The organism is Paenibacillus sp. NPDC058174 (assembly GCF_042883865.1).
Taxonomy (GTDB): Bacteria; Bacillota; Bacilli; order Paenibacillales; family Paenibacillaceae; genus Pristimantibacillus.
In genome coordinates this window covers 69,441-91,484 of the sequence record NZ_JBHVUY010000010.1, presented here as the reverse complement: position 1 = coordinate 91,484, position 22,044 = coordinate 69,441, and the positions used below count along the sequence as shown (strand labels likewise).

Sequence of the window (22,044 nt, the reverse complement as noted above, 5' to 3'; positions counted from 1 at the left end):
CTAGGTTCTCGAAAAGCGAAATTTACTTCGCTCTCCCCTCTGACCTTACGACATACCCGCCAATCAGCGAATTTGCCTTCTTTATTTAGCGAAGCAGCTTCGCTCCAAGAAACAAACTTTGTTCGTTGTTGCTCACAGCTCGAACCCTATTCATTCATGAACAGCGACGTCGCTTCGCTATATAACGAGTACCTTTGTTGTTCCGCTGTTGAATTCCAGCGTTCATGCACAACGAAGCTTCTTTCTCCGCCCCTCGTCAAATCTGCCTTTAGCGAAGGGGCTTCGCAGTATAACGAAGCTAACTTCGTTATTTCGCAGCTTGAACCCCGTTCATTCGCAGACAGCGAAGCTTTTTTCGCTATTGGCGAACCTAGGTTCTCGAAAAGCGAAATTTACTTCGCTCTCCCCTCTGACCTTACGACATACCCGCCAATCAGCGAATTTGCCTTCTTTATTTAGCGAAGCTGCTTCGCTATCTATCCAAATACTGCCGCTTGTAATACAATCCAACTATATCCATCCTATTATTACCATAGAAAGGGGCGTATGTTCTTGAAAATAAGCCGTTTATGGTTCTCACTGCTTCTCGTCTTCACTTTACTAAGCACCTTGGCGACACCTGCTCTTGCGGCAGGCGCATCCTCTAAAGCTTCTTATACCGTCACTTTCGTCAGCGCCGAGCTCGTGTCCAACGACCATGTCGGAAATGAATGGGAGACAGCTTTCACCGCCAATGGCAAAACGATTGAGGAGGGCGAATCCATCAAGCTTTCTCTGTCCAGCACGGCGTCCATAAAGCTCCAAGCAGAGGCAACCGAACATGACAAAATTCCCGACATCGGCTCTGCGGCCAAGACCATCAAGGTTAGCTCAATAAAGAAGGAGCTCAGCTCAAGCATTAATGTAACGGTAACCGAAAATCGCGGACGTTATTCTGGCAATCAATCGGTGTGGAAGTTTACTTATAAGATAGCCAAATCCAAATAACTCCTTCCAGTATGAAGCAAAAAGAAGCTTGTCCGAGCGCCAACGCGCGGGCAAGCTTCTTTTTCGTATTACTTAATAAAGCCAAGCAGCATCTCGCGGATAACTTTCGACGCGACGATCTGCGTTTGCTCAGTCGGGTCGTAAGCCGGAGCCACTTCAACCAGATCGCAGCCCACTACGTTAACACCAGAGCGCGCGATCGCGTGAACAGCGTCGATAAGCTCCTTGGACGTAATGCCGCCCGCTTCTGCTGTACCTGTACCTGGCGCTGCAGAAGGATCAAGCACGTCGATGTCGATCGTCAAGTATACCGGACGGCCTTCCAGCTCCGGCAATACTTTTTTCAGCGGCTCAAGCACTTCGAATGGGTGGAAGTTGATATTCTCCTTGGCAAACTGCCACTCTTCGCGTGAGCCGGAACGGATACCGAATTGGTAGACGTTCTTGCCGCCGATCAGGCCAGCTGCTTTGCGCAGCGGTGTGGAGTGGGACAGAGGCTCGCCTTCATACGATTCACGCAGATCGGCATGAGCATCGAAGTGGATGATTGCAAGATCAGGATACTTTGCGTACACCTCGCGGAAGATTGGCCACGATACGAGGTGCTCGCCGCCGAGTCCTACCGGCATTTTGCCGTCAGCCAATACGCCGCGAACAAATTCACCGATGATGTCGAGGCTTTTCGCCGCATTGCCGAAAGGCAGCAGCAGATCGCCAGCATCAAAGTACTCAATATCTTCAAGGCTGCGATCCAAATAAGGGCTGTACTCCTCCAGGCCGATCGACACTTCGCGAATACGCGGAGGGCCAAAGCGCGAGCCGGGACGGAAGCTGACGGTAAAGTCCATCGGCATGCCGTAGATTACAGCTTTGGAAGCCGCATAATCCTCAGAGCTCAAAATAAAAACGTTGCCGGAATACTTTTGATCCAATTTCATTAGGAAAAATCCTCTCTCTATTTAATAAGGTCTTCTACAAATCTAGGCAATACGAACGCGGCTTTGTGAAGACGCGGTGTATAGTATTTCGTATCCAGCTCCGGAATCGACGCTTCGTCTACCGCAGTCGGATCGTATTTCTTGCTGCCCATCGTGAACGTCCAGAGGCCGCTCGGATAGGTGGGAATGTTCGCGCCATAGACGCGCACGATCGGGAAAACTTCCTTCACATCTTTGTTGACGCTTTGGATCAGATCAGCTTTAAACCAAGGGTTGTCCGTTTGTGCAACGAAAATGCCGTCTTCCTTCAAAGACTCATAAATGCCTTGGTAGAAACCGCGGGTAAACAGGTTTGCCGCAGGGCCAACCGGCTCCGTAGAATCAACCATAATGACATCGTATTCGTTCTTATGATCATGAATATGCATAAAACCGTCATTCACAAGCACTTCGACACGCGGGTTGTCGAGCTCGCAAGCGATTGTCGGCAAATACTTTTTCGAATACTCGATTACTTTCCCGTCGATATCGACGAGTACCGCTTTTTTCACCTTCGGATGCTTCATCACTTCGCGGACTACACCGCCATCGCCGCCGCCGACAATGAGTACATGCTCCGGATTGGGATGCGTCGACAGAACCGGATGGGCGACCATCTCATGATATACGAATTCATCTTTCACCGTCGTCATGACCATGCCGTCAAGAACGAGCATCGTGCCGAACTCTTCCGTCTCGATCATATCAAGCTGCTGGAAATCCGTTTGTTCGTTCACATACGTTTTCGTGATCTTCGCCGTAATGCCGAAGCTTTCGGTCTGCTTCTCCGTATACCACATTTCCATGTCGATGAATCCCTTCTTTCATTCGATAGTTCACCCTGTATTATAGTAGTTCGGGGCAAAAAAGCAACCTTTTCTAGGCTTGATGGGAACAGCCTCGTTTTATTTCCTTCTATAGCGCGACATAGTGAATATCGGCGCTCCCGTTTTTCCATACTAAGGAAAAGCAATGTTATTCGAAGGGAGCCCGCTCCATGAAGAAGCAGCAGCCCCGGCCAGGCAAACCGCGCCGCATTTCTTATTTTCCTATATTAACTGAAAGATTTCTGCCCCGATTAATGAAGCTGCGAAGAAAGCTCCGCTGGCTGCTCGCCGGACTGGCCGCACTCATGCTGCTCATCGGCGGGACGCTGCTTTATTTGCGCCTGCAGACGCTGCCCGTTGCCTCCATTAGCCAAACGTCGCAAATGCTAGATATACAAGGTCAAATAATTGATACCTTCCACACGGGAGAAAACCGGCGCTCTGTGCCGCTGGGAGACATCTCGCCTTATGTCGTGAAAGCGACGCTGGCAATCGAGGACAGGCGCTTCTATGATCACAAGGGCTTTGACTTTAAAGGATTGGCACGGGCGATCGTGGTCAACGTAGAGACGCTCTCCGCCAAGCAGGGAGCCAGCACGCTCACCCAGCAGCTTGCCCGCAATTTGTATTTGACGCATGAGAAGACCTGGCAGCGCAAAATTAAGGAAGCCATGTACACCGTTCAATTGGAGATGAACTACTCCAAGGATGAAATCATGGGGCTTTATTTGAACCAGATTTATTATGGACATGGAGCTTACGGTATCGAAGCGGCGGCTCAGCTTTATTTTAATAAGAAAGCATCCGACTTGACGCTTGCCGAAAGCGCCATGCTGGCTGGCATTCCGAAGGGGCCGAAATACTACTCCCCGTTCATGGATATGAAGAACGCGAAAGATCGTCAGCATGTTATTCTCAACGCCATGGCCAATGCCGGGGACATTACGAAAGAAGAAGCAGATGCCGCTTATGGAGAGATGCTGACATTCCAGCCTCTCGGATCGGGTGATCAGAACGGCTTTGCTCCCTATTTCAGAGATTACATCCGCTACATTGCTGTAGATAAGCTGGGCATTAATGAGCAGCTATTAAATGAAGGCGGAATTACGATCTATACGACGCTGGATTCTACCGCGCAGCAAGCTGCAGAGGATGCGGTCAAGAACGGCATGAAGGGCAGCGAGGAGCAGCAAGCTGCGCTCGTGTCGATTGACCCCCGCAACGGTTATATTAAAGCTATGGTGGGCGGGCGCGACTATAAGAAGAACCAAATCAACCGGACGCTGATGAAAACGAGACAGCCAGGCTCGTCCTTCAAACCGATCCTTTATTTGACTGCGCTGCAAAGCGGCTATATGTCGCCGGTCACCCGGTTCAAGAGCGAGCCAACCTCCTTCAGCTACGATGAAGGGCGCAAAGTATATGAGCCGCGCAACTACAACGACAAGTATTTCGAAGACTTTATCGATATGCGAACGGCGATCGCTAGCTCGGACAACATTTATGCGGTCAATGCGATTATGACCGTCGGCACAGAACGGGTTATCGAAATGGCTCATAAGCTGGGCATTACAAGCCCGATGCAGCCCGTTCCGTCGCTGGCACTCGGCACGTCCCCCGTCAGCCCGATCCAAATGGCTTCGGCATTTGGCGTATTTGCCAATGGCGGGGTGCGCGTCGAGCCTATCGCCATCCTTCGCATTACCGACCGCAGCGGCAAGGTATTATATGAAGCGGAACGGAAAGAGGAGCAAGTCGTCGAGCCGGCCTACGCCTATGTGATGACCAGTTTAATGGAGAGTGTCTTTGATAACGGCGGAACTGCCAGCCGGATATCTTCCCTCATTAAAAGACCCGTCGCCGGCAAAACCGGAACGACAGCAACCGATGCCTGGCTGGTCGGCTACACGCCGGAGCTCGCAACCGCTGTCTGGGTAGGCTATGACAAGGACCGCAAATTGACCGTAGCTGAAGCTCACCGTGCAGCGCCGATTTTTGCAAACTATACGGAGAAGGCGCTCGCGGCTGTACCGCCGAAAATTTTCCCCGTTCCGCCTGGCGTCGTCAACGTCTATATTGATCCGACAAGCGGCAAGCTCGCAGCTGCCACCTGCCCGAACAAACGGCTGGAGTCTTTCGTCAGCGGAACCGAGCCTGTTGAGGTATGCGGACAGCCGGCGGAAGGCCGTACAGATACCGGAGCCGGGGAAGCTGCTGGAGCACCAAGCGACGCGGGCAAGAAGAGCTGGTGGAATGACTTGAAGCGGTGGTGGAAGGATTGATTCTGATTAACATACCGCGGCAAGCCGCCAAAAAATAACGATGTACTTTTCGATCTAGACAGATATAATAAGTGCATGGATACTTTAACTGTGATCAAAGCGTTGTCCAACGAGACACGATTCCGAATACTGGAGTGGCTGAAGGAACCCGATAAGCATTTCGGTGCCTTAGCCTACATGCATCAGGGCTGCGACTTCGAAGGCGGGGTCTGCGTCGGCGCGATCGCCGAGAAAACGGGACTAGCCCAGTCAGTCGTTTCCGGTTATTTGGTGAAGATGCAGAAATCCGGTTTATTGGAATCCAAGCGCCACTGTCAGTTCACGTACTATCGGCGCAACGAAGATGGCATTAACGCGTTCAAGGAATCCTTTTTTAAAGAGCTGTAGCAGCAGCTGACGGATTCCTTTTTTACGCAAACTAATATCTATTTTTATAGATATATATTATTTAGGATAAAAGGAGAGAAAACCATGTCTACAAGCCGTACATCGATTCAATCATTGTTTCAGCCCTTCCAAGGAGGCCCGTTATCTCTTTCTAACCGTATCATAATGGCCCCTATGACCCGTTCTCAATCTCCGAACGGCATTCCTGGTGAAAATGTGGCCGGATATTACAGAAGACGCGCGGAGAATGGCGTCGGCCTGATCGTAACTGAAGGAACGACAATCAACCACCCGGCAGCTTCCGGCGATTCGAACATTCCAAACTTCCACGACGAGAAGGCACTGGAAGGCTGGGCGCAGGTCGTGAAAGAGGTTCATAACGCTGGAGGCAAAATTATTCCGCAGCTCTGGCATCAAGGCACGCTGCGTTCACAAGGCCAAGGCCCTCATCCTGAAGCGCCGTCCGCCGGTCCTTCCGGACTAAACCTCACAGGTGAAAAGGTTAGCGAGCCATTGTCCGTCGATGAAATTCAATCCATCGTGAAGGCTTTCGCTCAAGCAGCAGCCGACGCCAAACGGATCGGCTTCGACGGAATCGAGCTGCACGGCGCTCACGGCTATTTGATCGACCAATTTTTATGGGAGCAAACGAACCAGCGCACTGATGAATATGGCGGCGATCTCGTGAAGCGCACACGTTTTGCTGCAGAGGTTGTAAAAGCCTGCCGCGAAGCGGTTGGTCCTGATTTTCCAATCATATTCCGGATTTCCCAATGGAAATCGGGCTTTTACGATGCGAAGCTTGCGGCCGATCCCGAGCAGCTGAATCAGCTCTTGCAGCCCCTCGTTGATGCTGGCGTCGATATTTTCCACTGCTCCACCCGCCGCTTCTGGGTTGCTGAATTTGAAGGATCCGATCTGAATTTCGCGGGCTGGGTGAAAAAACTGACCGGCAAACCTACAATCACAGTCGGCTCCGTCGGTCTCGACAATGACTTTATTAGTGCCTTCATGGGCAATGATGCAGGAACGAAAGATATTGACGAGCTGACCGATCGGCTGGAGCAAGGACAATTCGATCTTGTTGCCGTCGGCCGTGCTTTGCTCGTCGATCCAGCTTGGGCAGCCAAAGTTCGTGAAGGACGTTTCGACGAGCTCGTACCGTTCACGCCTGCCTCGCTTGGCACACTCAGCTAACGCTTCTCATTCCTGGAAAGCGGCTGCTCCCTATTGACGGGGCAGCCGCTTTTTTTCGTTTTTTACAAATATTGAAACTGGCCTTTGCCCAAATATGGCGGAACTATGATCAAAATATGAATTTTCTTTGAACATCGTTCATATAATATGTTATAGTGTATATAAGAAAGCACTTACAAGTTAATGGGAGTGTTGATTATGACAACCAAAACAGCAACAGTAAGCAGCATCCAACCATCTTCTCTGGCAGCCGTGAAGCGTCTGGTCTCGTTGATGACCGCCTTCGCATGGACCGCATTGTCGATTGGCGTTCTGTTGTGTCTCATAAAGCTCGGCCATTTCAGTGAAGAGAACGTTTTGCTGATGCTTGGCATCGGCTTCCTCGTAGGCAGCGTGTTCATCTTTGTAATCGGTACGGCGATCGGACTCGTGCATGCGAGAATGAGTGCTGCTCTAGCCGAGAAGGAACAACAGTCGCCGCCAGAATAACGTTTCATTGCAGCTCGGCTCCCGTCCAACAACGGGGGCCGTTTTGTTTTTTATGGAAGGCGCCATTAGTGGACAAGCAGATGAACGAGCGGCTCTTGACATTGCAGCCCGAAGACGTCCCCCAAATGGCTGAAACCCCCATTTTCCAGCATAAAAAAGGACGGTTTTTCCTTTTGTGAAATAGCTATGAACGAGCGGTGTCGAACTCGTGAACTTTCTATTACAGAAAAAAGACGAATTGTTGACGTAATTGTTAAGGCAGCAGTTATTCCAACGGAGTTCTGGTAATGTTAAAACCAAGAGTAAACCTGAGGAGTTGAATGAACTTGAAACCGAAAATTCGTCTTTTGACCTTTGCGCTCATCATGCTGATGGCCGTTCTGTTGACGGGCTGCAGCGAGCAAATGATCGTGCTGGATCCGAAAGGACCGATCGGCGAATCACAGAAAGACTTGATTTACCTGTCCGTCATTCTTTGCGCGATCGTACTCGTTCCGGTACTGCTGCTGACTGCCTTCATCATATGGCGCTATCGCGACCGGAAAGACAGTAAAGCTGCCTACCAGCCAAATTGGGAGCACAGCACGAAGCTGGAAACGATCTGGTGGGGTATTCCAATTATCATCATCGCCATCCTGGGCGTCATTACGGTGAAATATACGTACGAACTGGAGCCTTCCAAGCCGCTTGTCTCCGATAAGGCGCCGCTGGTTATCGAAGCGACGTCACTGGATTGGAAATGGCTGTTCACGTATCCGGAAGAAGGCATTTCCACTGTAAACTACATTCAAATTCCGCAAGATCGTCCGATCCAATTCAAAGTAACGGCTGACCAAGCGATGAACTCGTTCTGGATTCCACAGCTGGGCGGACAAATCTATGCCATGTCCGGCATGGCGATGACGCTGCATCTGCAAGCGGATGAACCGGGCTTGTATTACGGCTCTGGCGCTAACTTTACTGGCGAGCTGTTTGCCAAAATGACCTTTGATGTCAAAGCGACTTCGGATGAAGAATATGATGCGTGGGTAAAAGAAGTAAAAAGCAATTATCCGGCTCTGACAGAAGACGGCTTCAAGAAGCTGACTGAAAAAGGAGCCTCCAATCAGCAATTCTTCTCTTCCTTCCCTGAAGGACTGTTCGACCGTGTAGTGAAGCAATACATCGGCAAAGGCGGCACCGGGCACCATCACGGCGGCGGCAGCACGGAAGCCGAAGCTTCGAAAGATGATGCGAAAGCAACTGAGCATCAGCATCACGAAAGCGCAGATCACGGAGCTGTGGAGACAGCATCCAGTGAGCATGCGGGACACTAAGATATAATGAAAGGAGAGGCCACATGTTTCAGAATTTTATCGACTTTATGCTAAATGACTTTTTCGTCACAGGCGATCCGCTGATTCTCGGCGCACAAGTCTCGATTGCACTTGCTTCGGTCGCTGTCGTGTTCGTCCTTACTTATTTCAAAAAATGGCGCTGGCTATGGACAGAATGGCTGACGACTGTCGATCATAAGAAGATCGGCATTATGTACATCATCGCCTCCATTCTGATGCTGTTCCGCGGGGGCGTTGACGCCCTGCTGATCCGGACGCAGCTTGCGCTGCCGAATCTGGAATTCCTACACGCGGATCACTATAACGCCATCTTTACTACGCACGGCGTCATCATGATCTTGTTTATGGCGATGCCTCTTATGTTCGGTTTATTCAATATCGTCGTACCGCTCCAGATCGGCGCGCGCGACGTTGCATACCCGTTCTTGAACTCTTTGAGCTTCTGGCTGTTCTTCTTTGGCGCCATGCTGTTCAACGTATCGTTCGTAATCGGCGGTTCGCCGGATGCGGGCTGGCTGGCTTATCCGCCGCTCTCGGAGCTCTCGGGCAGTCCGGGCGTAGGCCAGGATTTCTACATCTGGGGTATTCAGATTTCCGGTATCGGCTCTCTGGCGTCCGGCATCAACTTTGTCGTGACGATTCTGAAAATGCGTGCACCTGGCATGAAGCTGATGCAAATGCCGATGTTCACTTGGTCGGTTCTGTCGTCTTCCGTAACGATCATGTTCGCATTCCCGATTCTGACCGTTACTTTGTTCCTGCTCTTCATTGACCGCTATCTCGGGGCGCACTTCTTCACGCTTGACGGCGGGGGCAACCCGATGATGTATATTAACTTGATATGGATGTGGGGTCACCCCGAGGTCTATATCGTTATATTGCCGGCCTTCGGTATATTCTCCGAGATCGTGTCGACCTTCTCGAAGAAAAGACTGTTCGGCTACAAATCAATGGTATTCGCGCTTATGTCGATCAGCTTCTTCTCGTTCTTCACATGGGCCCACCACTTCTTCACAATGGGCTCCGGCGCTAACGTCAATGCGTTCTTCGCTGTGACGACGATGCTGATTGCAATACCGACAGGGGTAAAAATATTCAACTGGCTGTTCACGATGTTCCGGGGGCGGATTACGTTCTCGCAGCCGATGCTGTGGACGATCGCCTTTATCCCATGCTTTATCGTCGGCGGGATGACGGGCGTTATGCTCTCCGTTGCACCAGCTGACTTCCAGTTCCATAACAGCTACTTCCTGATTGCCCACTTCCACCAAGTGCTGATCGGCGGCGTCGTATTCGGTTACTTCGCAGGCCTGTACTACTGGTGGCCGAAAATGTTCGGCTTCAAGCTGCATGACGGTATTGGCAAATGGGTGTTCTGGCTGTGGAATATCGGTTTCTATGTCTGCTTCATGCCGCAATACGCGCTAGGCCTGATGGGCATGACGCGCCGTTTCAACGAATACAACTTCGACATGGGCTGGCAGCCGCTTAACGTCGTATCGACTATCGGCGGTTTCATTATGGGTCTTGCCTTCCTGTTTCAAGTATGGCAAATTGCGCACAGCATCAAGTTCTTCAAGAAAGAGAAAAGCGGGGACGCTTGGGATGGCCGCACACTGGAATGGTCGATTCCATCGCCTGCTCCAATGTACAACTTCGCACGCGTACCGGTTGTTACGAGCCAGGACGAATGGTGGGAGGAGAAACAGCGTTTGGCGAATGGCGGCAAACCAAAACCGCTTGCACCGCTGGAACCGATCCACATGCCGAAAAACTCGGCGATTCCGTTCATCATGTCAGTCTTCTTCTTTATCGCGGGCTTTGGCTTCGTATGGGGCTGGACTTGGATGATTGTACCAGGACTACTCGGCGTAGCCATCTGCATGATCGCTCGTTCGTTCAGCTACGACACCGACTACTATATCCCTGTCGATGAGATCGAACGGACAGAAGCAGCTGCGTTAAAGGGGGCTAACTAAATGGCACACACGGCAACATCTTCGCATGACAAGGACCATGGCCACGGTCATGACGGCCATGATCATCACGATCATGAATCAATCAAAGTATTCGGCTTCTGGCTGTTTCTCATAACCGACGTTATTCTATTCGGCACCCTGTTCGCCACCTTTGCCGTGCTCCGCTTGAGCACGGACGGCGGACCAACGCCGGATGAAATGTTCAAGATGCCTGGCGTTATCGCCGAGACATTCATCTTGCTTACGAGCAGCTTTACCAGCGGTATCGCCGTTCTCCAGATGCACAGGGGGAACAAGAAGGGCCTTATCGGCTGGCTGGCTGTAACTGCACTGCTGGGTGCATCGTTTATTTTCCTCGAAGTTTACGAGTTCATCGAGCTGGTACATGAGGGCGTAACGATCGGCACTAGCGCTTATTGGTCCGCTTTCTTTACGCTAGTCGGCACACACGGACTTCACGTATCGGTCGGCTTGATCTGGATGGTTGGCTTGATGATTCAGCTGGCAAGACGCGGCATTACGCCGGTCACGCAGCGTAAAGTAAACATTATCAGCTTGTATTGGCACTTTCTTGACGTCGTATGGATCTTCGTCCTTACGGTTGTCTACCTGATGGGGGTGATGTAGGGTGAGCAACCACGATCACAACGCACATGGTGATGCGAATGCGCACGGCTCGATGAAGTCCTACGTCATCGGCTTCGTGCTCTCGATTATTCTTACAATACTGCCGCTCGTCATTGTTCTGAACGATCTGATGAGCAAGACAGCGACGATCATCTTCATCCTGATCATGGCGGCGCTGCAATTTGTAGTTCAGCTGTTCTTCTTCATGCATATCCGTGATGAGAAGAAACCGCGCTTCAATATGATCGCGCTCATATTCGGCTTAGTCATTCTCCTTACGGTCGTAGCCGGCTCCATCTGGATCATGGCTTACAACGTAGTTGGCTAATATGAGTATTAAAAAACCGGAAGCCCTCTCTCGAATCATCGTTGAGATGGGCAGCCGGTTTTTTTTGCGCTATGCAAGGACTAGACGATTTCTCCATTTCCCTTCCCATATGCTATGATATTTAATGGACAACCTATTGCGGTCAGGAGGCCTATTAACGAATGAAACGGAACTACATGAAATTAACTTTTGCTTTGGTTACAGCGCTGGTTCTGCTGGTAACGGCAGGCTGCGGCGGGGGCAGCAAGACTCCGCAAAACGAAGGACAAGGTGCGCAAGCACCAGAAGAAACAAAAGCACCGGCACCAACAGCCACCACATCAACGGATGACGCGAAAAATCCGATTGTAACGATCGAAATGGACAGCGGTGACAAAATTACGGTCGAGCTGTTTCCTAAAGTAGCGCCTAATACGGTGAACAACTTCATCTCGCTCGTACAGAAAGGCTTTTATGACGGCCTAATCTTCCACCGCGTTATCCCAGGCTTTATGATTCAGGGCGGTGATCCGGAAGGCACTGGCATGGGCGGCCCTGATTATGGCATTAAAGGCGAATTTACATCGAACGGCTTCCAGAACGACTTGAAGCATACACGCGGCGTCATCTCGATGGCTCGTTCGAATATGCCGAACTCCGCTGGCTCCCAGTTTTTCATTATGGCGGTCGACTACCCTTCCCTTGACGGCGAGTACGCCGCTTTTGGACAAGTGCTGGAAGGCATGGAGACGGTTGATGCAATCGTAGCGCAAAAAACCGGCGAAAACGATCGTCCGCTTAGCCCGATGGCGATGAAAAAAGTAACGGTCGACACGCAGGGTGTCACTTATCCAGAACCGGAGACGGTCGCGAAGTAATACACCATATGCACACGAAAAAGAGAGAGCCGATGGCAGTGACTGCCGTTCGACTCTCTCTTCGTTTAGATTAGAGCCCCCGCTCCTCCACTTCAATACCCTGTGGCAAAATGAGCGTGAGCTTGGGATGATACGACTCCGATACGATGCCCCTGTTCTTCTGTTGAAAGCTTCCAATCATCACATACATCGTGCTTCCGACCATATCAGTACTAATAATTGACTCCGGATGCTTCATCGGCTCTACCGCCCAATATTGCACCTGACCTAATAGCCGCACATCGGCAACCTCAGCTTTATCTAACTGCACCTGCTCGAAGGATTGAACGACGATTTTCTTCACTGTGTCCGGCACCTTAACAGCCTCTGTCTTGACGACGGCAGTCCGCTCCGTAATTTGCAGAGACTGGCGAAACTCCCCCAGCAGGCCCGACGAGGTCAACGATACCATTGCAACGGCTCCAACTCCAAGAACCGCTACAAAAAACACGCTCATCCAATCATAACGCATGACCGTCCGCTCCGTGCCTGCCAGCCAAAGGTACAGCAGCAGCTCTACGCCCAGCAATATAAAGACAAGCGGCGCAACCCAAAGCAGCAAATTAACAGAATCTGCTCCATTCCAGATGGAGACAGCAACCGCTGCTCCTAGAAGCAGCAGTGTCACTCCCATAGATAAGGAGCCTACACGCCAGGCCTTCATGGACGCTCCTCCTTATCCCATTCCGGAAGACGGGGAGGTGCTTCAGAGGGAGTATTGCCTGAGCCAGCTCTGAAGCTTCCGCCAAACACCAGCCGCAGTCCTGCTGCAATCATCACAAATGCAACGAGCGCCGTCGGCAGGTTATACTTGAGCTTCATAAACTCCCGGTAGACCGATGGCCAGGTTTGGGAGATATACGTACCCATGACTTGATCGAACAAATAGTAGGCGCCCAGCACGAGCAAGGCAAGGCCAATCCACTTCTGATAAGGAGCCAGTTGTGCGACTACCGCCTGATCCTTCAATTGGTCGCGCTCATAGCGCGACATCTGCTGCAGCGCATCAAAGAAAGCGAAAAACCAGAACAGCGGCATCAGGAAGAGGAAGATCGACAGCCGCAAGGAGTCCATTAAGAAGATCGAGATCAGAAAACCGCCCATAATTTGCAGGCCGCGCTTTTGCAGCCCCAAGTACAAGTGGCCTGCGCCGGGAAACAGCGCCAGCGTCGCTGCCAGCACTTTATTTTTCCGGCCGGAGCCGATATGCTCCTCCAATTCCTCGAAGAAAGGCCTGTCATCGATCGTCTCGCCGCGATGCTTGCGCTGCAGCTGCTGCACCGCATCGAACAGCGTATAAATCCAAATGACTGGCAGCGCCAGCAGAAAAACGAGGAAGCTACCCGTATTCGTAACAATACTGATAAAAATCGTGATCGCTAACAAACCTGCAAAAGCAACCAGAAACGCTAAGCCTCTCTGCAGCATCCCCATCGCCATATGACCAACGCCCGGTACGAAGGAAAGCAGGATCGTTTGCGTTTTTTCCCGCTTCTGCTCGTAAGCGTATTGACTAGCCTCCCAACCTGGGCCCATACCCGGATCAATGCCATAGGGAGATGCCGGCCGCTGCTGTCCCGCTCCATTGAGCAGAGAGACAATCATATCGATCATATTGATGATCCAACTCGCAGCGGCGATGAACACCAGAATGACCGCTTCACCATTCAAAGAGCCGTTTATGCCCAGAAGAAAAATAATACCCAGCAAACCGAAAAAACTGCCTCCATATAAAACGAACCGGACAAACCTTCCCAGATAGGCATGTCCAAAGCCCGGGAAGAAAGATAAGAAGAAAGCCGTCAATGGGCTTTTATTTCCTTGCATTGCTTAATCATCTCCTTTTCGTACAACCAAAATTTATTTAAACCGGCTTTTCTCAATCCCCTTCAGCCAGCCCAACGTTTGATCTACCATCCGGTCCGACCAGGAGCCGTCTTCCCGTTCTTCCTCTGCAATCGGGACAATAACCGGTTCCTGCCCGGCCTCCAGCATGACCCTCGTATGCTCATCCATCGCCATCATGCGCTCCGCTACACCGTTAAACGTACCCGTACCAAGCAGCAGCAGCGTAATAGCGGCCGCAGCCCCGAAATGAACGGCCGGATGCTGGAGCCACGTACGGCGCCGGTAGGGCTTTTCCTGAACGATACGCGGAGGGAACAACAGACGGCTTAATTTCCGCCCCATTTGATCCATATCCGGCATATCCGATACATCTGCGCCGTTTGCAGCCGTGACCGTTTGCGCAGCCTCTACCGCTGTCATGAGCAGCTCCAGACAAACGTCGCACTGCGCCATATGGGCTTCTACCTGCTCACGCTCCGTTTCGGGCAGCACGTCGCCGACATAGAGATGCATCGTCGTGCTGTCTGCATGCCATTCCTGTTGCTGATGCCTTTGCTGCTGCAGCTTAGGCTGCTCAGCCTGCCTTTTATTCTCCAATTCGCCCGGATCATTGCCTGTCCCGCTCATTCGAAGTCCTCCTTCCGCCAGTTCCGCTTAATCCAATTCCTCGCCCGGTAAAGCCTTGATTCAACGCTTTTTCGTTCCAGCCCCGTATCGGCAGCAATCTCCTCGTACGATTTGTTCTCCATATAATAAGCCGTTACAACCTCACGATAATTGTCCGGCAATTGCTGAACCTGCTCTCTTACCTGCCGCCTTCCTTCTCGCTCAATAGCAGCTTCCTCCGCGGCAATTCCTGTGTTCGCTGCCAGCAAATTCGCCTTTTGCCCGTCCAAGTCCTCTAGCGGCTGTTCCGGCTTGCGTGCTTTGCTGCGATTCCAATCGATCGCGCGGTTGACTGCAATGCGGGTCATCCATGTTTTGAAGCCATTCATTCGGCATTCCGGGAGGGAGCGATAGATGAGCATCAGCACTTCCTGCGTCACATCCTCCGCATCATGCGGCGAACGAACGATTGCATACACTGTTCGATATAAGTATGGACCATACGTATGTACTAAGGATTGAAACGCCGCAGGCCCGCCGTTTTGTACGGCTTTGATCCATGCCTCGTCCTGAATCTCGCTCTCCTCCCTTCCCGAATACTATAGACGCAGGGAAATGCTCCAAACCCTGCACTTTATCCAAAACTTTTTTTCAAGTGTACAAAAAAAAGACCGGGTTGCGAGATTACTTCAGCATAAACGCCGTTAAGTAATCCCGTCACCCGGTTCTTTATTCCATCAATAGGCTAGTCCAATGGATTTGCCCGCATTGGCATCAGACGCCACCGAAGTCAGCAGAAAATGTGCGACATCGGCACGCGATATCGATTTGCCGCCTCTTGGCACACCGCTGTCCGTCTGACGGTAAATGCCTGTCAACGGCTCATCCGTCAGCTGCATGGGACGCGCCACCGTCCACTCCAGGCCGCTTTCAAGCAGCAGCTCATATGAGTGAAGATGATCCGCCAGCACATGCCGAAGCACACGGTTCACTACATAACCGCTCAAGCCCTTCAGCTCGCCATGAATACCAGCTGAAGCGACATAAGCGACCTTCGCGACGCCATGCTCCTTCATGCCTTCAATAATGTTGTACATCACATCGGACATGAGCGTCGTCTCGCCAAGCCCTTGGCTGCCGACACAACAAATAACGGCGTCCTGTCCGGCGATCTCCCGCTTTACGTAACCGAGATGGAGCGCATCGCCCGTCACGACGGTTAATCCGGGATGATGACCGATAACAAGCCGCTTCGGTTCACGAACGTAAGCAGTCACCTGATGCCCCGCATCGAGCGCTTGGCGAATGACTTTCCGTCCGATCCCGCCGCTGGCTCCGAAGACGACAAGCTTCATTACAGGCTCTCAGGAGCGAGCGCCTGCTTGAGCTCATCAGAGGAGTGGTTCCACCACTCTTCGTTATGCTCGGTGAGCAGCTTGCGCAGCGCTGCCTTCTCCTCTGCACCAAGCTCTTCCAGCTTGATCTTGCGTTTCAGCGCAGCATCCAGCTTGTTGACGTGGTCAGGGAGGATCTTCCACCCGCGGCGTGCCTCCTTGTCAATCAGCATCTCACAGGCGGTAACGCCGGCATATTTCGTGCCTTCGTCGTCGCGTTCCACCGCCACCCATACAACCCAGCATGTTCTGCCGTTTGGCGTGTTGGCTTTGTCCGGGCTGAATTTGATGCCCTTCTCTACCTTGCTCTTGGCATGCATCGCTCCGTCATCGATATAAGCGACACCCTCGTCAATAATAACGCATGATACTTGGCTCAAATCGATTGTGCCCGCGCCAAAGCCTCTATGTGGTTTGTTGCTCACTACGTTGAGCGACAATGATTTCTTTTCCTTCTTCTCCGGTTGTTGTTCCGGCTGTCCTTGCTGTTCAGTCATGGCTTTTCCACCTTCCCCGTACAATAATTACATTTTAGCTAATAATCCGTGAAAAGCCAACATATACATGCTGTAGATGCTTGTCAACGGGAGGGAAACGTTCAATGACTCCACGCCATGTCAAACGTTTATTGCTATTCACGCTCACCGCCGTCCTGCTCGGCCTGTCGATCCAGCAGGGCTTCGGCCACGCTTGGCAATCCCAATATACGTACGCGCTCGCCCCTGCCGCCAAAGCTGTGCCGCAATCTGTTCCGACATCGGCCAAGCCTGCTGCCGCTGTTCCTGCCGCTCCTGCCGCGCCTGATGCTCCCGAAGCCAAGCCGCAGGCGCTTAGCAAGAGAGTCGTCGAGTACCACATCAACGTCGCGCTGCAGAACGACGCACGCTCCTTATACGGCGAACAGACGGTGACTTGGACCAATCCGGGCAAAAAAACGGTGTCCGAGCTCTATTTTCACCTGTACCCGAACGCTTTCCTTAATGACAAGACAACGTTTATGAAGGAATCGAAGGGCAAGCTCCGGGAGGACAAGGCAACCTCGGCCAGCCAGGGCTACATGAAGCTGAATGCTCTGGAGACGATGGAGGGCGAAAGCCTGCTGCCGCGTCTTCATTATGTCCAGCCTGATGACGGCAACACCGACGATTTTACACTGGCCAAGCTTAAGCTGCCCGTCCCGGTCGCACCGGGCAAGTCGGTAACGCTCTCCATGAGCTTTGAAGTCAAGCTGCCTGAAGTGTTCGCGCGAATGGGCTACTCCGGCTCATTCGTCATGGCCGGACAGTGGTTCCCGAAGCTGGCTGTCTATGAGACGGCTGGTATGCGCGGCCGAACCTCCGAAGGATGGAACATCCATCAATACCACGGCAACTCGGAATTTTACAGCGATTTCGGCATCTATTCCGTCAACATTCAAGTACCGGAGTCTTATACGGTGGCCGGAACCGGATTCCAGACCAAAGCGCCGGTCAGCAACGGAAAAGGCGAGCATGTGTACCAGTTTTACGCCGATGATGTCCATGACTTCGCCTGGGCTGCTTCTCCCGACTTTGTCTATGTAGAGGACACGCTCTCCGGTACCGGAATCCCCGGCGTGCGCATTAAGCTGTACCTCGATCCGGCGCATGAAGCGTTCAAAGACCGGTATATGCATGCGGCCAAGTCAGCGCTGACCAAGTATGCGCAATGGTACGGAGATTATCCGTACTCGACCTTATCGCTCATCGTACCTCCGAAGGGCGCCAACGGAGCTGGAGGCATGGAGTATCCGACACTCGTTACCGCATTCGCCGCAGAGAACGACAATCCCGGCTACAGCCTGGAGAGGACCGTCGTTCACGAGATTGGCCATCAATATTGGTACGGCATGGTCGCCTCCAACGAGTTCGAGGAAGCATGGCTTGACGAAGGCTTTACCTCCTACGCCGAAGACAAGGTGATGGAGAGCGAGTATGGCGTCATACCGAATTTGCCGCTTGAAGCCAGCTACATGACGAATCCGGCACCGCTCAAGCAGCCTTCATGGGCGTACGACAGTCATAATCACTACGCAGAGAACGTCTATATGCGGGCCAAGCTAGTACTGGCCGGCATCGAGAACCAGATCGGCACCCGTATGATGCAGAAAGTCATGCGGACCTACTTCCAGAAGTATAAGTTCAAGCATCCTTCCAGCGGCGACTTCCAACGGGTCGTTGAGCAAGTGACGAAGCAGAAATGGCATGATTACTTCAATCAATTTGTGTACCACAATCAAATGGCCGACTTTTCCATCGAAGCTGTGCAGGTTCGTCCGGTCGAGCAGGACGGGAAGCCGATGTTCGAATCCTCGGTGCTGGTGAAGAAGAACGGCGGCAATATCGGTTCAGTTCCGATTGTCATGCAGTTCAAGGACGGTACGAGCATGACCAAAGAATGGGATGCACAGGATTCGCATATCCAGTACAAAGTCGTCCATGACTCTCCGCTCGCTTGGGCAGCCGTCGATTCGGAGTACCGCAACGTGCTCGACAACAAGCATATCAACAACTTCATGCTTGCCGAGCTGCCGGAGACGAAGCGCACGCGCTGGAATCTCAGCATTGCCAAATTAATCGAAGGGCTGCTCGGAACGCTGAGCTGGTAGGAGGGATATTCCTTGAAAATGCATATGAAACAAGGCTGGCGGCTGACAGTCAAACACATGAATATTATCATTCTATTGTTTCTGTACCAGCTGTTATGGGGCTTCTTCCTTTACCGGTTCGTCGATTCGGTCGTTACGCCGCTTCTGCGGCGTTTTCCCGGCGATGCACTGCCCCCTTCGGCAGTCCGGCTCTTTTTTAGCGAAGCACAGTTCCAATTGATGAAAACCGACCTTATTCATCCTTATTTATGGATGCTTGGCGGGTTATTCCTGGCCCGCATGCTGCTTACGCCGCTGTTCAATGCCGGGTTGTTCTACTCTCTGCACCACGCAACCGACGAGAGCGGCACGAAATTCATTGAAGGCATCCGCAGCACCTGGAAGCCGGTTATGCTGCTCTATTGGATCAAGACGCTTCTTGCCTTGGCACCGGCATGGTGGCTTCTGCCGGCCTGGCTCCAAGCGCTGCTGAAAAGCGGCACGATGGGCAGCCTGCTGCAAACTGTATTGCCAGGAGCCGCTGCATGGCTGCTGTGGAGCGCGCTGCTCCATCTGCTGTTTCTCTCGATGCAGCTCGGAGCCGCTTCCGGCAGCGGGGTGTTCAATTCCCTCTGGCACGCGTTGCGCCATATCGCTCCCTATACCGGGGTCTCGCTGCTCATGTGGGCGATTGGCATCGGCATCGCGCTTTGCGTCACTAGCGTTTCCTTAATCTGGGCCGGCTTGTTTGCGTTAATTCTTCATCAAGGCTATCATCTCATTCGGACGATGATGAAAGTATGGACCATTTGCGCACAATACGATTGTTTGCAGTCGAGGACGCAAGGATAACATCGAATAGACAGCAAATATGCAAGCGTCGGGGTAGTCCCCGGCGCTTTTTTGGGCTTTTGGCAGCTTGTCAACGCCTGTCTGACTGCTCTATTATAAAAATTAGAAGTATTAGAATTGAAGCTTCACTTTTATCTCTGTCGAATGCCGTCTATGCTTGTCCTTCCCTTGCCATTACTGGCTTTGGCAACTCCGATTTCCCGCCGCGTTCTGTGCTTGTACCCACTTACATGAGAGCACTCTCTTCGATTGCTCCACATATTCTCTCTTCTTCACACATAGTAAATGTAAATAGTTATTGATTTTTTAATCGTCGTACCCCATAAAAGCACATAATCAGTCAATGAAATTAATGAAAACGCGTGTTTTTGGCAAAAGGTTACATGAGAATTATTAGAATTTGCCAGTTGGAGGAGGAGATTTGCGAAAAAAAACGAATATTTCCCAAGTACATAAAAAGCTTGCCTAATTCCTTGTACTGGAAACGGGGGAACCACTCTGGGTGAATTGATTTCGACGTCTGCACCGGCCGCGCCGGGTAAGCACGGACGCCTGAGAAATCATAGGGATCCTTCAACCGAACCCCACAGCTAACCTCGTCGGCATCGGAAGGGGCTTTACCGTTTTGAAAAAGGTTACTGCAATGCTAGCTGGACTCCTGTTACTGCTCGCTTTTCAAGCAGGCAGCGTATTCGCGGATTCCAAAATGGACGGCATTATCGATGATGTTATCGGTACGCCATATCTGATGGGCGGCACGTCCACGAAAGGCTTTGATTGCTCAGGATTCACATCCTATGTATTTGAGAAAATGGGAATTGAGCTTGCTCGCACTTCCGGTTCTCAAGCACAAATGGGTAAAAAGGTTGCGAAGAGCGACCTGAATGCTGGCGATCTCGTATTCTTCAATACGAATGGCAAAAGCATTTCTCATGTCGGCATCTATGTCGGCGATGGAAAGTTTGCCCACTCTTCGTCCAGCAGAGGCGTTACAATTAGTAAACTTAGTGACTCCTATTATGAGTCTCGTTATGTAACCGCTCGTCGTGTTATGGATGCGACTACTTCTGAGAAATATGCTGACGAACAATAGAGCCCGCTTACGCGGCTTCATCCTGTGAAGCGCGTCGGAAGGTCTCACTAACAAAGCCGCAAGCCGTGTGTCCTCTGGACAGTACGACTTGCGGCTTTGTTGTTCTATTGTTAGCTTGTTGAAGTCACGGTCGAGATCGCTGTACTACACGTCTCCCCAGAAAATCTCGGTTTGGTAGTCGAAGCTCACCCGGCCGTTCACATTCGTACGTTCGAAGAGCTGTCCCAGCTCCTCCTTCAGACGGTCATGGTTAGGCTCTCCCTTTGCCGGAACGTAGGAGGAAGAAAGTGCTCTGCCGAGCAGCTCCTCGCGGTCCAGCAACTGGCCGTTCGTAAATGCCGCTTCACGCATACCGTTCTCACGGAAGAACGCTCGCAGCTGATCCGCTGAAATGTTCTTGTGGGTCATTTGCTTATAGTCGGTGCTGTAGAGCCGCAGCAGCTCCTCATAGCCTTCCAGGAATGGCGTGCCGCTCGTAAGCCGGGAATTCCATATCAGTACTGCTTTGCCGCCAGGCTTCAATATGCGGCGAAACTCGGCTTGGGCTGCCGGCCGGTCAAACCAATGGAAGGATTGCGCGCATACGATAAAATCAACCGAATGCTCCGGCAAGCCCGTCGTCTCCGCAGCGGCAGGAACGGAGCGGTAGTTCGGCAGCTCACCTAGCTCCTTGTCGGCTGCTTCCCGCATCGCTTGGTTAGGCTCTACCGCAATCACCTCGCTGCCGCGCTCCAGCAGCAGCTTGGAGAAGATCCCCGTGCCGGCTCCAAGATCAGCGATTCTCGAGTTGGCCTTGAGACCCACATCAGAGTACAGATAGTCGAGCGCTTCAACCGGATAACCCGGACGATACTTCACGTAATTTTCTACCCGATTCGAAAATCTCTCTTTGCTATTGCTGCTTCCCATTCGCTTCACGCTCCCATTCGATAAATTCCAACCTATTGCCGAAGGGATCATGGGCGTAAAAACGTTCCGCCCCTTCACCCTGCCTGCTGTCGTCCGCAATGGTCTCAACACCGTGTGCCCGCAGCCAGCTCTGCAGGGCTGCAATACCTTTTACACCGAACGCTGGATGCGCCTTCCTCGCAGGTATGAATTCCGGCTGCACGCCGATATGCACCTGATGCGGACCGCATTGAAACCATACACCGCCGCGTTTCTGCAGCTCAGCTGGTTTCTCAAGCTCTTGCCAGCCTAACAGCCCAGCGTAGAACGCCCGCGCCTCCTGCTCACACCCCTCCGGGGCTGCAAGCTGCACATGATCAATTCCCGTGAATGCGAAAACCATGATCATCGCCGCCTTTTCGAGTCATGTCGTAGTGGCTCATGG

Annotated in this window: 23 protein-coding genes and 1 riboswitch; of the genes, 13 read left to right on the top strand and 10 right to left on the bottom strand. The window is 51.9% G+C overall.

Going from position 1 to position 22,044, the window contains the following annotated elements:
• The first annotated feature begins 552 nt into the window (after positions 1-552).
• Entirely contained in the window at positions 553-987 is a 435-nt protein-coding gene (locus tag ACFVVF_RS27060; RefSeq protein WP_483875038.1) for a hypothetical protein, read from the top strand.
• Between the two features lie 68 nt (positions 988-1,055).
• Here ACFVVF_RS27060 and speB read toward each other — a convergent pair whose 3' ends face one another.
• Together speB and speE are read right to left on the bottom strand one after the other, a co-directional pair.
• Positions 1,056-1,925 (bottom strand): agmatinase, encoded by an 870-nt coding sequence (gene speB, locus ACFVVF_RS27055; protein ID WP_387816112.1) that lies wholly within the window; start codon positions 1,923-1,925, stop codon positions 1,056-1,058.
• Between the two features lie 17 nt (positions 1,926-1,942).
• Positions 1,943-2,770: a polyamine aminopropyltransferase gene (speE, locus tag ACFVVF_RS27050; protein ID WP_387816110.1), complete on the bottom strand. Its 828-nt coding sequence runs from the start codon at positions 2,768-2,770 to the stop codon at positions 1,943-1,945.
• Between the two features lie 191 nt (positions 2,771-2,961).
• Here speE and ACFVVF_RS27045 point away from each other — a divergent pair, with 191 nt between their 5' ends.
• The 9 genes from ACFVVF_RS27045 to ACFVVF_RS27005 all read left to right on the top strand — a co-directional run bounded on the left by ACFVVF_RS27045 (position 2,962) and on the right by ACFVVF_RS27005 (position 12,274).
• Complete coding sequence (locus ACFVVF_RS27045; RefSeq protein WP_387816108.1) at positions 2,962-5,073, top strand: transglycosylase domain-containing protein; 2,112 nt, start codon at positions 2,962-2,964, stop codon at positions 5,071-5,073.
• Between the two features lie 75 nt (positions 5,074-5,148).
• Positions 5,149-5,460 (top strand): ArsR/SmtB family transcription factor, encoded by a 312-nt coding sequence (locus ACFVVF_RS27040; RefSeq protein WP_387816106.1) that lies wholly within the window; start codon positions 5,149-5,151, stop codon positions 5,458-5,460.
• Between the two features lie 84 nt (positions 5,461-5,544).
• Positions 5,545-6,657 (top strand): NADH:flavin oxidoreductase, encoded by a 1,113-nt coding sequence (locus ACFVVF_RS27035; protein ID WP_387816104.1) that lies wholly within the window; start codon positions 5,545-5,547, stop codon positions 6,655-6,657.
• A gap of 198 nt (positions 6,658-6,855) precedes the next feature.
• Positions 6,856-7,146 (top strand): hypothetical protein, encoded by a 291-nt coding sequence (locus tag ACFVVF_RS27030; protein WP_387816102.1) that lies wholly within the window; start codon positions 6,856-6,858, stop codon positions 7,144-7,146.
• A gap of 320 nt (positions 7,147-7,466) precedes the next feature.
• Positions 7,467-8,462, top strand: coding sequence for a ubiquinol oxidase subunit II (gene cyoA, locus ACFVVF_RS27025; protein ID WP_387816100.1), 996 nt, complete (start codon positions 7,467-7,469; stop codon positions 8,460-8,462).
• 23 nt (positions 8,463-8,485) lie between these two features.
• Positions 8,486-10,462, top strand: a complete 1,977-nt coding sequence (locus tag ACFVVF_RS27020; RefSeq protein WP_387816098.1) for a cbb3-type cytochrome c oxidase subunit I — start codon at positions 8,486-8,488, stop codon at positions 10,460-10,462.
• Positions 10,463-11,089: a cytochrome o ubiquinol oxidase subunit III gene (gene cyoC / locus ACFVVF_RS27015; RefSeq protein ID WP_387816097.1), complete on the top strand. Its 627-nt coding sequence runs from the start codon at positions 10,463-10,465 to the stop codon at positions 11,087-11,089.
• A gap of 52 nt (positions 11,090-11,141) precedes the next feature.
• Complete coding sequence (gene cyoD / locus ACFVVF_RS27010; protein ID WP_387816155.1) at positions 11,142-11,417, top strand: cytochrome o ubiquinol oxidase subunit IV; 276 nt, start codon at positions 11,142-11,144, stop codon at positions 11,415-11,417.
• A gap of 161 nt (positions 11,418-11,578) precedes the next feature.
• Positions 11,579-12,274, top strand: a complete 696-nt coding sequence (locus ACFVVF_RS27005) for a peptidylprolyl isomerase (RefSeq protein WP_387816095.1) — start codon at positions 11,579-11,581, stop codon at positions 12,272-12,274.
• A 70-nt stretch (positions 12,275-12,344) separates the two neighbouring features.
• Here ACFVVF_RS27005 and ACFVVF_RS27000 read toward each other — a convergent pair whose 3' ends face one another.
• The 6 genes from ACFVVF_RS27000 to ACFVVF_RS26975 form a co-directional block, all read right to left on the bottom strand.
• Entirely contained in the window at positions 12,345-12,977 is a 633-nt protein-coding gene (locus ACFVVF_RS27000; protein WP_387816093.1) for a hypothetical protein, read from the bottom strand.
• Entirely contained in the window at positions 12,974-14,140 is a 1,167-nt protein-coding gene (locus ACFVVF_RS26995) for a hypothetical protein (RefSeq protein WP_387816091.1), read from the bottom strand. Before ACFVVF_RS26995 ends, ACFVVF_RS27000 begins: the two co-directional genes overlap by 4 nt.
• 33 nt (positions 14,141-14,173) lie before the next feature.
• A complete protein-coding gene (locus ACFVVF_RS26990) occupies positions 14,174-14,788 on the bottom strand; it encodes a zf-HC2 domain-containing protein (protein ID WP_387816089.1) in 615 nt (204 codons plus the stop codon).
• Positions 14,785-15,246 (bottom strand): sigma-70 family RNA polymerase sigma factor, encoded by a 462-nt coding sequence (locus tag ACFVVF_RS26985; RefSeq protein WP_387816087.1) that lies wholly within the window; start codon positions 15,244-15,246, stop codon positions 14,785-14,787. Before ACFVVF_RS26985 ends, ACFVVF_RS26990 begins: the two co-directional genes overlap by 4 nt.
• A gap of 258 nt (positions 15,247-15,504) precedes the next feature.
• Positions 15,505-16,122: an NAD(P)-dependent oxidoreductase gene (locus tag ACFVVF_RS26980; protein WP_387816085.1), complete on the bottom strand. Its 618-nt coding sequence runs from the start codon at positions 16,120-16,122 to the stop codon at positions 15,505-15,507.
• Positions 16,122-16,658 carry a YwhD family protein gene (locus ACFVVF_RS26975; protein WP_387816083.1) on the bottom strand — a complete coding sequence of 179 codons (537 nt, stop codon included), beginning with the start codon at positions 16,656-16,658 and terminating at the stop codon, positions 16,122-16,124. The genes ACFVVF_RS26980 and ACFVVF_RS26975 overlap by 1 nt, the downstream gene beginning before the upstream one ends.
• 104 nt (positions 16,659-16,762) lie before the next feature.
• On the opposite strand from ACFVVF_RS26975, the gene ACFVVF_RS26970 reads away from it, so the two are divergent.
• The 3 genes from ACFVVF_RS26970 to ACFVVF_RS26960 all read left to right on the top strand — a co-directional run bounded on the left by ACFVVF_RS26970 (position 16,763) and on the right by ACFVVF_RS26960 (position 20,711).
• Positions 16,763-18,787: a M1 family metallopeptidase gene (locus ACFVVF_RS26970; protein WP_387816081.1), complete on the top strand. Its 2,025-nt coding sequence runs from the start codon at positions 16,763-16,765 to the stop codon at positions 18,785-18,787.
• Between the two features lie 18 nt (positions 18,788-18,805).
• Positions 18,806-19,618 (top strand): hypothetical protein, encoded by an 813-nt coding sequence (locus tag ACFVVF_RS26965; RefSeq protein WP_387816153.1) that lies wholly within the window; start codon positions 18,806-18,808, stop codon positions 19,616-19,618.
• A 452-nt stretch (positions 19,619-20,070) separates the two neighbouring features.
• Positions 20,071-20,238, top strand: a riboswitch (cyclic di-AMP (ydaO/yuaA leader).
• Between the two features lie 5 nt (positions 20,239-20,243).
• Positions 20,244-20,711: a C40 family peptidase gene (locus ACFVVF_RS26960; protein WP_387816079.1), complete on the top strand. Its 468-nt coding sequence runs from the start codon at positions 20,244-20,246 to the stop codon at positions 20,709-20,711.
• Between the two features lie 144 nt (positions 20,712-20,855).
• Here the strand turns inward: ACFVVF_RS26960 and ACFVVF_RS26955 are convergent, their stop codons facing one another.
• The gene (locus ACFVVF_RS26955) at positions 20,856-21,620 is read right to left on the bottom strand and encodes a class I SAM-dependent methyltransferase (RefSeq protein WP_387816077.1); all 765 of its coding nucleotides are present in this window, start codon (positions 21,618-21,620) and stop codon (positions 20,856-20,858) included.
• The gene (locus ACFVVF_RS26950; protein ID WP_387816075.1) at positions 21,604-22,002 is read right to left on the bottom strand and encodes a VOC family protein; all 399 of its coding nucleotides are present in this window, start codon (positions 22,000-22,002) and stop codon (positions 21,604-21,606) included. The genes ACFVVF_RS26955 and ACFVVF_RS26950 overlap by 17 nt, the downstream gene beginning before the upstream one ends.
• Positions 22,003-22,044 lie beyond the last annotated feature (42 nt).